We start from the raw sequence: 12,335 nt of genomic DNA, 5'->3' as shown, positions 1-12,335 counted from the left end.
TTTCCTGGAAAAATAATGTCCGCTTAGGCAACCACTGGCTTGCCTTCCACGTCGGCCAAAATGCGGCCGCAGTGTTCGCACACGATAATTTTCTTGTGCGAGATAATGTCGGCCTGGCGCTGCGGAGGCACCGTGTTGAAGCAGCCACCGCAGGCGTCGCGGCGCACCAGCACCACCGCCAGGCGGTTGCGCATGTTGCCGCGAATGCGGTCGTATGCCGTAACCAGGCGGGCTTCGATGGGCGCCACGGCCCCAACGCGCTCGCTCACGAGCTGCTTTTCTTCGGCTTCGTTCTCGGCCACGATGGTGTCGAGCTCGCTCTTCTTGGTGTCGAGGTCCTTGCGGCGCTCATCAAGGCGCAGGCGGGTCACGTTGGCCTCGGTGTTGCGCTGGTCGATGAGGTACTGAGCCTCCTTTATTTTCTTGTCCGAAATCTGAATTTCGAGGCGCTGCAGCTCTACTTCTTTCGCAATTGCCTCGTACTCACGGTTATTGCGAACGTTGGTTTGCTGCTCTTCGTAGCGCTTGATGAGGCCTTCGGCCTCCTTGGTAGCGGCTTTACGCTGCTTGATTTGGTCTTGCAAGCCGCTGATTTCGTCGTCGAAGCGCTTTACGCGGGCTTCGTAGCCAGCAATTTCGTCTTCAAGGTCGCGAACTTCTTCGGGCAGGTCACCGCGTACGCGGCGAATTTCATCAAGTTGTGAATCAATGCGTTGCAGGTTGAGTAACGCTTCGAGCTTGGCAGAAACGGGCGCGTCGGCCGGATTTGCCACGGCGGCGGAATTAGCAGTCATACTGAACGGGATTCGTGGGGGTATCGGCGAATAAGACCGCAAAAGTACGACCGAACGCCGCCAGCAGCAAATCGCGGAAAATCTCGTTCGTAAACTGCTCGCTCTCAAAGTGGCCCACATCGCAGAGCAGCAGCTGGCCCTCGGGCGCAAAAAACTCGTGGTATTTCACGTCGCCCGTCACGTAGGCATCGGCCCCGGCCGCCACCGCCGCGCCGGTCAGGAAGCTACCCGCGCCGCCGCACAGCGCCACCCTTTTGATGTCTTTCTCAAACGCCGTGTGGCGCACCACCGGCACGCCCAGCACCTCTTTCAGACGCTTGCGGAACTCGGCGGGGGGTAGGGCCGTAGGCAGCTCGCCCACCATGCCCGCGCCCACGTCCTGGTGTTGATTTTCGAGCTTAATCAGCTCATAAGCAACTTCTTCGTAAGGGTGTGCCTGGCGCAGGGCAGCCAGCACGGCCGCCTGCCGATGCAGGGGTAGCAGCACTTCCACCTTTACCTCGGCCACTTCGGTGGCCTGGTTTTCGGCCCCGATGGCCGGCTGGGTGCCCGCGCCCGGCGTGAAAGTGCCGGTGCCTTGGCTCTGGAAGCTACAGTCGGTATAGTTACCTACCTGGCCCGCGCCGGCGGCGTAGAGTGCGGCCAATACCCGACCCACGGTATCCTCGTGTGACTCTTTAATATACTTGGGCACGTAGGTACTGAGGCGGGCCAGCGTGCCGGTTTGAGGCGCCAGAATGCGGGTATTCACCAGGCCCAGCTTGTCGGCTAGCTTGGCATTCACGCCGTGGCGCACGTTGTCGAGGTTGGTGTGGGCGGCGTAGATGGCCACGTCGGCCTTGAGGGCAGCCATGATGGTCTGCTCGACTAAGCCCTTACCCGTGAGGCGCTTGAGCGGCCGAAAGATGACCGGGTGGTGGCACACAACTACGTTGCAGCCGCGCCGCGCGGCCTCGGCCACTACGGCCGGCGTACAGTCGAGAGCGATGAGCACGCCGGTGATTTCGGCTTCGGGCAGGCCGCATTGCAGCCCGGCATTATCGTAGCTTTCCTGGTAAGCGAGCGGCGCGGCGGTTTCGAGGGCGCGGGCGAGGTCTTGGACGGTAGGCATGTTACGTGCGACTTGAATTTTTGAAATGTTGTCATTGCGAGCGCAGCGCGGCAATCGCCCCAGAACGAGTCGTGTGGATTTCGTTTTGGTGCGATTGCCGCGCTGCGCTCGCAATGACAAACGTGGTTTTTATTGAAGCAGCCCGCCCAGCACCTCCACGTAGCGGGCTACGTTTTCGGCCAACACCTTGCGGCGGTACTGCATCAGGAAGCGCGGGTGGTCTAGGATTTCCAGGCGTTCAAATAAGCCCAGCTCGTCGTTGAGCTTGCGCAAGAACTCGCCGTTGCGGCGGCCCAGGCTCACGGCCACGTCGCGGCGCAGATTCAACTGCTGCACCTGCTCGGTGAGCGAGCGGCGCATGTCGGGCCACAGGGCTTTGGTGAGGGCCGGCGCGTCGTAGTAGTTATAATTTTTACCCGCGTGCGTCAGCTCCAGCGGGTACACCGAGCTCAGGAAAAAGTGCTCGTAAAACGCGGCCGGCCCACCCAGCGCATTAATGAAGTGATACACGAACTCGCTCGACAGCTCGCGGCGCTGCTTGAGCAGCTCGTGGCCGATGCCGCACTCAGTGCTAAGCGCCACCGGGTCGGTGAAGGCTACGCCCGTGCGGCCCCCGCCAAAGCGGCCAGGGTTGATGCCGAAAATGCCTACCCGCGAGGTAGCAGCGGCGTAAAATTTCTGGGCAAACTCGCTGAGAATAGCTTGCACCTCGGGTTCGTGAAACGAGTTGCGCACCACCACCGCGCCCGGCAGCGGGGCGGGGGGTAGGGAGAAGGTAGTGAGCAGCTGGAGCAGGCGGGCAGGAAAATCGGGCATGGCGCAAAGGTATTTGGGGGTTCCCGGTTTCGAGTTCCTGGTTTTTAGGTGTCGCTCAAACCAGAAACCAGAAAAAAACGACCTTTGCGCCATGCCTATGAAAGCAGATAACCAGCAACCAGCAACCAAGAGCCAGGAACCTGTCAACTACTTCCTGCTGCCGTTTGCCTGGCTTTACGCCGCCGTGCTGGCGGTGCGCAACTGGCTCTACGACTGCGGCTGGAAGCGCTCGGCGCCGGGCTGGGTGCCGCTGCTGGGGGTAGGCAACCTGCGGGTGGGCGGCACTGGCAAAACGCCCCACGTAGCCTGGCTGGTGGCCGAATTGCGGCGCCAGGGCCAGCGCCCGGCCATCCTGAGCCGGGGCTACGGCCGCCAAACCCGCGGCCCGCGCCTGGCCACGGCCGCCGACTCGGCCGCCACCGTGGGCGACGAGCCCTGGCAGTATTTCGAAGAATTTGGGTCCCAACACGTGCCCGTAGCCGTGGCCGAAAACCGCCAGCTGGGTCTCGACCTGCTACGTCAGCAGCACCCCGAGCTGACCTGCGTGGTGCTCGACGATGCTTACCAGCACCGCCGCGTGCGCCCTACCCTCAACATTCTGCTCACCGAGCTGGCGCGGCCTTTTTATACGGACTACGTGCTGCCCGCCGGCCGCCTGCGCGAAAGCCGCGCCGGGGCCGCTCGCGCCGACGTAGTTATCATCACCAAGTGCCCGCCCGACCTGTCGGCCGCCGCCCAGGCCGCCGCGGCGGCCCAGGTGCGGCGCTACGCCCAGCCCGGCGTGTCGGTGCTGTTTTCAGCCTATGCCTACGGCGCGCCGGTGCCGCTCACGGCGGCGGCGCGGGCCCTACCCCCCGCCCCGGGCCCGATGGCGCTGCTCACGGGCATTGCGCAGCCGAGGCCGCTGCGGGCGCAGCTGCTAGGCCAGGGCTACCAGCTGGTGGCCGAACACGTTTTTCCCGACCACTACGCCTTCACTCCGGCCGACCTGGCGGCGGTGCGGGCGCGCTGGCAGCCGGGCCAGGTTATTTTTACTACCGAGAAAGATGCGACGCGCCTGCAAGCGCCGGCCCTGGCCGCCGCGCTGGCAGAATTGCCTGTGTACACGATTCCGGTGCGGGTAGCGTTGCTGGGCACTGGCGCGGTGCGGCTAGCGGCGGCGGTGGCGGCCGCCACAGGCCGCCCAGGCGCTAGTACCTTTGCCCCTTAGCACAGTGCCTGCGGGCGGGTTTTGCTCCACAATTGCGTGTTTCTCTGCATGGCTTCTCCTATTTCTGCCGCCGCGCGCTGGCTGTTTTTTTGGCTGCTGGTGCTGGCCTGGCCGCTGGCCGGCCACGCCCAGATTGTCGACGACTCGACCAAAACGCTGTACGGCCCCAAAACGACCCACATCATCTACGAGGCCGAGGTGCAGCGCGACTCCACGGGCGGCACCCCCATCGACACTATCCTCACGCAGTGGCCACAGTCGCGGTTTTGGGCCCACGACACCACCTTTCAGCAGGATTTGGGGGTGCTGGGCTCGGCTTCGCGGCCGCTGCTCTACCAGCCCAACTACCAGCTCGGCGCGCGCTTTGGGCGCAACGCCTTTGACCGCAATACGCTGGATGGCAGCCTGGTGCCGTACTACGATAGCCGCTCGCCCTACTCGTTTTTTCGCTACGTGCAGGGCTCGGCCGGCGAGCAGGTATTCGAAATCAACTACAGCCGCTCGCTGAAGAAGAATTTTAGTATTGGCATTGATTACGAGCGCATTGCCGGCAACCAGACAGTAGGCGTGGGCTCGTCGCAGTGGCAGACCGAGCACAACAACTTTACTATCTACAGCCGCTTCCAGACTGAAGACGCCCGCTACCACCTGCTCGTCAACTACTCGGCCAGCCGGCAGCGCACCCGCGAGTTGGGCGGCATCTGGCCCACTGCCAACGAGCGGGTGAGTAATCTGCAAGGGGTCACTAGCCTGTTCAATTACAGCGCGGAGCGGGTGTACCTCTCGCCGGGCGTCAACATCGACGACCGCGACCAGTTTCACCTGTTTCAGTCCTACCGGCTTCTTAACAAAGGCTTTACCGCCTACCACATCCTCGACGTCCGGCGGCAGTATAATGGCTACACCGACAACGCCCTACCCCGCGATTCGCTCGGCCGCTTACTCTTTTACCCTACCACGGGCCCGGCGCAAGGAGCGTACCGCAACTCCACCGCCACCGACGACCGCGCTACCTACCGGCAGCTGGAAAACACCTTCGGCCTGCTTGGCCGCACCGACCGCATCGAGTACAATGTGTATGCCCGCTACCGCCATGCCAGCTTCTCGGCCCTCACTACCCCGCTCGCGCGCTCGGGTCCGGGGCTGCGCCTGGTGCGGGTAGGCAGCAGTTTGGAACCGCAAGATTCGTCGGCGGCACCGCACCACTTCAATCAGCTGTTTGTGGGCGGCACGGCTTCCTTTAACTACCGCACTATCTACGCCGTGGAGGTGGCCGGCGAGTACCTGCCGCTCGATGGCACCAGCGTGCGGGTCGTCGGCACTGGGGCCGAGTATTGGCTGCGGGGCCGCATTCGCACCGGCCCGCTGTCGGCCGAGCTGTTGCTCAACTCCTATTCGCCCACCATTACCCAGCGGGTTTTTGTGGGCAACCACTACCAATGGAGCAAAGTTCAGGGCACAGACGACTGGACGAGTACCTTCAACAACACTACCACCCAGCAGCTTACGGTGCGCCTCAAGCAGCGCCTACCCCTGCTGGCCGACCACAGCATCGAGCTCAGCGCGGCGGTCGTTAACCTCAACAATCTGGTGTATTACGGGCCCGCGGGCACTCCCCAGCAGCTGGGCAGCAGCCAGCGGCTGCTCATTGGCTTTGCGCGGCACCGCTTCCGGGTGGGTAGCGTATTTTTCGACAACCAGGGCACGTATACGCAGGGTGCCGGCCCCGATAACCCCGGCCTGCGCGTGCCGTCGCTCGTCACCGAGTCGCGGGCGTATTACCAGCGGCGGGTGTTTGGGCACGCGCTGTTTGCGCAGGTGGGCGCCGAGCTATATTATCAATCTCGCTTTCAGGGCTATGGCTACGCGCCGAGCACCCAGCAGTTCTACGTGCAGAATAGCTTCACGATGCAAAACTTCGCGGTGGCCAACGTTTTCGTGGCGGCCGATATCAGCTCGGCATCGATTTTTGTGAAGGTCGCCTACGTCAACCAGAGCCTCGTCAGCGATGGCTATTTTGTGACGCCCTATTACACGGGCTACCCGCGCCGCTTCCTGTTTGGCGTGCGGTGGCGCTTTTTCAGTTAATCGCAGATGTAGCGGATGGCGCGGATTTCGCAGATTCGAACGGCCGCGGGCGGCGCATGCTACCTGAGTTTGCAAGTCTATCTCAACGATTCCGTCCGAATCTGCGAAATCCGCGCCATCTGCTACATCTGCGATTCCGTTCGAATCCGCGCCATCCGCGCCATCCGCTACATCTGCGATTTATGAAGACCATCCTCAAGCTCAAGCTTAATTCCGACCCGCGCTGGGCCGACTTAGCTAGTAAAAACCTCGAAGAAATTCTCGTTGACCACGCCTATTGCGAGCAGAAAGCGGCCAGCACCGGCATCTCGCTCATCGTGCACTACCCCGAAAAGGAGCGCCTGGTAGACGAGCTAACGGCCTTAGTAGCCGAAGAATGGGAGCATTTTGACCGGGTAGTAAAAGAGCTGCGTAAGCGTAACCTGCCGCTGGGCCGCCCCCGGCGCGACGAGTACGTAGTGCAGCTTATGGCCTACGTGCGCAAGGGTGGCCTGCGCGAGCGCCAGCTCATGGACCAGCTGCTGGTGTCATCACTCATCGAGGCGCGCTCCTGCGAGCGCTTCAAGCTGCTGTGGCTACACCTGCAAGACCGCGACCCCGAGCTCAGCCAATTCTACTACGAGCTGATGGCCAGCGAGGCCGGCCACTTCGTGAGCTACGTGGACCTGGCCAAGGAGTACTGCGACCACACCGAGGTTGATGCCCGCTTGCAGGAACTACTCCAGATTGAGGGTGAAATCGTGGTCAGCCTGCCTGTGCGCAACGACCGCATGCATTAGTACCTTTTACCTGTCATTGCAAGCAACGTGAAGCAATCGCAATGACAAACGTCTTCACGTATCATTAAGCTTGATGAACACGCTTACCCTTGAAATCCCTACCCTCGCCGCGCTGCCCACGGCCGCGCAGCAGCTAGCCACGGCCCTAGCCGAGTCGGGCCAAACCATTGTAGCCTTTGAGGGCGACATGGGCGCGGGCAAAACCACGCTCATCCGGGCGTTGTGCGCCGAGCTGGGGGTAGGCGACGACGTGAGCAGCCCCACCTTCGCGCTCGTCAACGAATACCGGGGGGGTAGGGGCGAGCCCATCTACCATTTTGACTTCTACCGCCTCGATTCGGAAGAGGAAGCTGCTCGCCTGGGCGTGGCGGAGTACTTCGATTCGGGGTATCTTTGTTTACTGGAATGGCCCAGCCGCGTGGCCAGCCTGCTACCCCCGCAGCGATTGCTGGTGGAGCTGACCGCAACCGGCCCCGAATCAAGACAAATTCAATTAACAATTATCAATTAACAATTATCAATTTAAGTGGTGAGCAAGTAGTCAGGCGACGCGGCCATATTTTAAGCAATAGGCTGGCAAACTGATAATTGCTCATTGATAACTGATAATTGAAAAAGTTATGGCCGAACAGCTACCCTCTGGCTTTGGCGCGCTGGCCACGAGCCGCGCCTACTTCACCCAGGAGTCGATGCTGGCCGTGGAAACGCGCAAGCGCAAGCTCTTCATCGGCCTGCCCAAGGAAACTTCGCTTCAGGAAAACCGCCTGGGCCTCACGCCCGAAGCCGTGCTGCACCTCGTGAGCGAGGGCCACGAGGTGATGCTGGAAAGCGGCGCCGGCGAGCCCAGCAAGTTTTCCGACCATGCCTATTCCGAGGCCGGTGCCACCATCGCCTACTCCACCGAGGAAGTCTACAAGGCCGATATCATCCTGAAAGTGGCCCCGCCCATGATGGATGAGATTGAGCTGATGCGCCCCGGACAAACGCTCATCTCAGCCCTGCAAATGGGCACCATGACGCCCGAGTTCATCAATGCCCTGGCCCGCAAAAAGGTCAACGCCATCGGTTTCGAGCTGATAAAAGACCCCAGCGGCGCCCGCCCGGTGGTGCGCGCCATGAGCGAAATCGCGGGCTCTACGGTGATGCTGGTGGCGGCCGAGTACCTGGCCCGCTCCAACGAGGGCAAGGGCATTATTCTGGGTGGCATCACGGGCGTGCCGCCGTCGCAGGTCGTTATTCTGGGGGCGGGCACGGTGGCCGAGTACGCCGCCCGCGCCGCCATTGGCCTGGGCGCCGAGGTGAAAGTATTTGACAACCACTTGTATAAGCTGCGCCGCCTCAAGCACAACCTGGGCGCCCAGCTCTACACCAGCACCCTCGACACCTTCGCCCTCAGCCAGCAAATTCGGCGGGCCGACGTGGTTATCGGCGCGCTCGCGGTGGAAGAAGGCCGCATCCCGTTCATGGTGCCCGAGCAGATGGTGGCCAGCATGGCGGCCGGCTCCATCATCATCGACATCAGCATCGACCAGGGCGGCTGCTTCGAAACCAGCGAGCTCACCACGCATAGCAAGCCGGTTTTTCGCAAGTACGACGTGGTGCACTACTGCGTGCCCAACATTGCCTCGCGCGTGCCCCGCACCGCCACCAACGCGCTCAGCAACATCTTCACGCCCATTTTGCAAGACATTAGCCAGCAGGGCGGTATCAACGAGGCGCTGTTTACCAACGAGCACTTCCGCTCGGGCGTGTACATCTACAAAGGCTCGCTCACCAACGCGGCCATCGCCAAGAAATTCAACATGCGCTACAAGGAGCTGGGCCTGCTGATTGCGGTGCGCAACTAAGGCACACCGCGAAACCCTGCGGTTTTACCCTGCGAAACCCTGCGCGAAGGCTATTTCCAGCAGCTCACAATTTGTTTCTATTTAGTGCTTACGTTCCGTTCCGCTTCCTGCTTTTTACTGATGTTGGGGGCTCCTGTCGTCGCGCTTGCCCAGGCCCAGGCGCCGCCCGACTCGCCCCTACCCCACCTGCTGGCTGAGCGCCGGGTGCTCACCGAGCGCTACGCCGCAGCCAGTGCCCAGCGCCACGGCCTGTTTGGGCTCAGCAACAAGCCCAGCAAGCAGGATTTGCAGGAAGTAGTGGATGCCCTGCAAGGCATTGTGGATAAAGACGAGCAAATTGTGGCGGTGCTCAACCAAACCACCCAGCAGGCCCAAACCACGGCCACTACCCTCCAAAATACCGGCCGCGACGACCGCAACCTCACCGCCGAGCGCCTCAGCGAGCTGCAAAATGAGCAGCTGAACCAACAGGAGCGCCTGCGCCAGGCTACCGAGAAGCAGCGCGCCCTGGCAGCCGAGCTGCGCGAAGCCCAGCAGGGCCGCACCACGCGCGATGCGCTGCTGGTGGCCCTGGCGCTGGCGTGCGGCGGACTGTTTTTTTGGCGGCGGCGGCGCTAGGCGGGGCAGCGGCGGGCAGTACCTTGGGGCTACCAAAAGCCGCTGACCGCGTCGCTACGCATGATTTCTTACACCGAAGACCAAGCCACGGCGCTCGTGCCCGATGCGGGCACCCTGCAGCGGGGCCGCGAGCTGGCCGCGCCAGCCAAGTGGGCGGGCCTGGGCCGCACCGACACGGCGGCTTGGGGCGAGTGCGCGGGCAGCGGCACCAAGCCCTACCTCACCGGTATTGACCTCACGGCGCCGGCCTTCAAGTGCTCGTGCCCGAGCCGGGTGTTTCCGTGCAAGCACGGGGCGGGGCTGCTGCTGCTGCTGGCACAGCAGCCCGAGCTGCTACCCCCCGCCGCGCCGCCCACCTGGCTGGCCGAATGGCTGGACAAGCGCCAAACCAAGCAGGAAGAGCAAGCCGCAAAACCCACCGTGGCCCCGGCATCCGATGCCGTCGCCGACTCCGCCGCGCCCGACAAGGCCCGCCTCAAGCGCGAGGCCCAGCGGCAGGCGCGCATGGCGGCCGGGGCCGAGGAGCTGGAAACCTGGCTGCTCGACCTGCTGCGCACCGGCCTGGCCGACCTACCCAGCCGGCCCCGCAGCTTCTGGGAAACGCCGGCCGCCCGGCTGGTCGATAACCAGCTGCCCGGCCTGGCGGCAGTATTGCGCGAACTGGCCGCCTACCCCAGCACCGGCCCCGACTGGGCCAGCCGCCTGCTGGGCCAACTGGGTGAGCTATACCTGCTGCTCCGCGCCTGGGCCAACCGCGCCGCCCTACCCCCCGCTGCCCAGCTGGAGATAGCCCAGCAAGTCGGCGTTACCCTGAAAAAAGACGAGCTGCTAGCCGACCCCACCGCCCTGGCCGTGGCCGATACCTGGCTGGTGCTGGGCCAGCACACCTGGCCCGAGGACCGCCTCATGGCCCGGCGCAGCTGGCTGCACGGCCAGCACTCGGGGCGGCGGGCGCTGGTGCTGGAGTTTGCCTTTGGCAGCCAGCCGTTTGCCACGGCGCTGCTGCCGCAGGAGCGCTACGCGGGCGAGCTGATTTTTTACCCCGGTCTGCTGCCGCTGCGGGCAGTGGCCAGCGCCGGGCTCGTGCGCCAGCCGGCGGCACCGGGCCGGCGCCCTACCCCCCGCAGCCTGGCCGCCATGCTCGATGCTTACGCCACGGCCCTGGCCCGGCAGCCCTGGCTGCGCGAGTTTCCGGCCAGCGTGTGGGCCGTGGTGGGGCGCGGCGCGGCGGGCGCCTGGCAGCTGCACGACCCCGAATCGGGCGCAGCCCTGCCGCTGCGGCTGCCCTCCGAGCGGCGCGGCTGGCACCTGCTGGCGCGCAGTGGCGGGCAGCCCCTGGCGTTGTTTGGCGAGTGGGATGGCCGCGAGTTTCGGGTGCTCAGCTACTGGCTGACGACGGCTGAAGAGGGGGCGGAGCTGCCAATGGCGCCCGCGCCGGCTGTTGCCGGCCCTACCCCCGCCGCTACATCCCAAGTGGCCCCGCCCCCGCCCCCACCACCCGCCACCAACCCCTGGCCGGCCCTGCTGCGCGTAGCCTTGCTGGGTACGCGGCAGGCACCGGAGGCTTTGCCAGACCTCAACTTGGGCGAATTTCCGGCAGCCGCTACCCGTGAGCAGCAGCTGTTGAGCGATGCCGGCACACTGGCGCTGATGCAGAAAGCTGGTTTTCAGCTACTGAATAACGCCCTACCCCCCGCTGCGCCGCCCGAAGCCCAGCCGCTGCTGGGGCCGACGGGCCACGCTTTGCTGCGCCAGCTGCTGAGCCGCCCGCACTACCGCCCGCTACTCAGCCATTATTTACAACAAATAGCTCAGCACCAGCGAATAATACCGCCGGCGCTGCTGGTTGAAGTACTAAGTTGGCTGAAAGACCAAACTTGGGCCGCTCCTCTGCTAGAAGGGGCGCTGGGCGCACGCGGCCAGTGGCTGGCGGCCCAAAACCCCGACTGGTTCTTTGCCGTGGATACGGCCGCCCAGCACGCGCCCACCGAGGCCGACTGGCACACCGACCCTCACCCCCGCCGCCAGCTGTTCCTCGAAAAGCTGCTGCTCACGGACCCCGCCCACGCCGCCCGGCTGCTGGCCGACGCCCTGCCCCAGGAAGCCGCCGCCACGCAGGTGGCTCTGCTGGACGCGCTCGATACCTTGCCCCTGGCCCCGCCGCTGCCCGCCGATTTTGCGCCGACGCTGGCGCCCTTGCTAGCCTCGCGCAGCAAGGAGGTGCGCCAAATCACCGCCCGCTGGTTGGCCCGCGTGGCTGATAGCCCTTTGCTACCCCGTCTGTGGGCCCGCGCCGAACCGCTGTTGCAGGTGAAGCGTAAGCTGCTGGGCCGTGCTAAGCTCACCATTACCCTACCCACCGCGTGGGCGGCTGAGTGGCAGCGCGACGGCATTGAGCAGAAAACCGCCGACTACGCCGGGGGCGAAAAGGCCGGCCAGCTGGGCCAGCTGCTGGCGCTGCTGCCGCCCGGCCGCTGGGCCGCCGCCTGGGGTGTGCGCGCCACCGAGGCCGTGGCGCTGGCTGCCGCGTCTGACTGGGCGGTGGTGCTGCTGCCGGCCTGGCTGCGCGCCGCTCACCTGCACCACGACGCTGATTTTGCCCTGGCCCTGCTGCTGCACGAGGCCAGCCAGCCCAGCCTACCCCCCAAATCGCGGTTGGTTGTCGAAGCTTCGCGAGTGCTCTCGCCGGACCAAACAATTACGTGGCTGCTGGCCGCGCTGCCGGCCTCGGCCGCTACCTTGCCCGCCAGCAGCGCCTGGGCTCACTGGCTGCCGCGGGCCGGGCAGCCGTGGCCCGCCGCGCTGCGCCAGCGAGCGCTGCCGCTGCTGCGCGCGGCCCTGCGCCAGCCGCCTTCGTGGGCGCCCGAGCAAACGGAGCGCGACGCGGCCGTGCGGAACCTGCTCTTATCGCTGGGCGCCAGCCCCGACCCTGAGCTGCTGCTGCCGCTCACCGCGGCGCTGGGCGACCCGGCCGACTGGGAGCCGCGCTTCGCCGACGAGGTAGCCCAGACGCTGGAGCTGCTTGCCCTGCGCCCGCAACTGGCTGCCAGCCTCACGTAATCAGGGTGATTC

General features: G+C 64.5%; 10 protein-coding genes. 7 read left to right on the top strand and 3 right to left on the bottom strand.

Annotation, left to right across the window (positions count from 1 at the left end; all coding sequences use genetic code 11):
• Window positions 1-23: 23 nt before the first annotated feature.
• The 3 genes from E4631_RS14555 to E4631_RS14545 form a co-directional block, all read right to left on the bottom strand.
• The gene (locus E4631_RS14555; RefSeq protein ID WP_133656560.1) at window positions 24-794 is read right to left on the bottom strand and encodes a zinc ribbon domain-containing protein; all 771 of its coding nucleotides are present in this window, start codon (window positions 792-794) and stop codon (window positions 24-26) included.
• Window positions 784-1,905: a Nif3-like dinuclear metal center hexameric protein gene (locus E4631_RS14550; RefSeq protein WP_133656561.1), complete on the bottom strand. Its 1,122-nt coding sequence runs from the start codon at window positions 1,903-1,905 to the stop codon at window positions 784-786. Before E4631_RS14550 ends, E4631_RS14555 begins: the two co-directional genes overlap by 11 nt.
• Before the next feature lie 129 nt (window positions 1,906-2,034).
• Complete coding sequence (locus tag E4631_RS14545; RefSeq protein ID WP_166647998.1) at window positions 2,035-2,721, bottom strand: uracil-DNA glycosylase family protein; 687 nt, start codon at window positions 2,719-2,721, stop codon at window positions 2,035-2,037.
• A 91-nt stretch (window positions 2,722-2,812) separates the two neighbouring features.
• On the opposite strand from E4631_RS14545, the gene lpxK reads away from it, so the two are divergent.
• The 7 genes from lpxK to E4631_RS14510 all read left to right on the top strand — a co-directional run bounded on the left by lpxK (window position 2,813) and on the right by E4631_RS14510 (window position 12,323).
• Entirely contained in the window at window positions 2,813-3,931 is a 1,119-nt protein-coding gene (lpxK, locus tag E4631_RS14540; protein WP_166647999.1) for a tetraacyldisaccharide 4'-kinase, read from the top strand.
• Window positions 3,932-3,979: 48 nt separating this feature from the next.
• Entirely contained in the window at window positions 3,980-6,019 is a 2,040-nt protein-coding gene (locus E4631_RS14535) for a putative porin (protein ID WP_133656564.1), read from the top strand.
• A 182-nt stretch (window positions 6,020-6,201) separates the two neighbouring features.
• The gene (locus E4631_RS14530; RefSeq protein ID WP_133656565.1) at window positions 6,202-6,798 is read left to right on the top strand and encodes a tRNA-(ms[2]io[6]A)-hydroxylase; all 597 of its coding nucleotides are present in this window, start codon (window positions 6,202-6,204) and stop codon (window positions 6,796-6,798) included.
• A 73-nt stretch (window positions 6,799-6,871) separates the two neighbouring features.
• Window positions 6,872-7,309: a tRNA (adenosine(37)-N6)-threonylcarbamoyltransferase complex ATPase subunit type 1 TsaE gene (gene tsaE, locus E4631_RS14525; protein WP_133656566.1), complete on the top strand. Its 438-nt coding sequence runs from the start codon at window positions 6,872-6,874 to the stop codon at window positions 7,307-7,309.
• Window positions 7,310-7,418: 109 nt separating this feature from the next.
• Entirely contained in the window at window positions 7,419-8,645 is a 1,227-nt protein-coding gene (locus E4631_RS14520) for an alanine dehydrogenase (RefSeq protein WP_133656567.1), read from the top strand.
• Window positions 8,646-8,765: 120 nt separating this feature from the next.
• Window positions 8,766-9,263, top strand: coding sequence for a hypothetical protein (locus E4631_RS14515; protein ID WP_133656568.1), 498 nt, complete (start codon window positions 8,766-8,768; stop codon window positions 9,261-9,263).
• Window positions 9,264-9,323: 60 nt separating this feature from the next.
• A complete protein-coding gene (locus E4631_RS14510; RefSeq protein WP_133656569.1) occupies window positions 9,324-12,323 on the top strand; it encodes a DUF5691 domain-containing protein in 3,000 nt (999 codons plus the stop codon).
• The last annotated feature ends 12 nt before the right edge of the window (window positions 12,324-12,335 follow it).

Origin of the sequence: Hymenobacter sp. UV11 (assembly GCF_004684095.1) — a bacterium.
Lineage (GTDB): Bacteria > Bacteroidota > Bacteroidia > Cytophagales > Hymenobacteraceae > Hymenobacter.
This window is presented reverse-complemented; position numbering and strand designations above follow the sequence as displayed.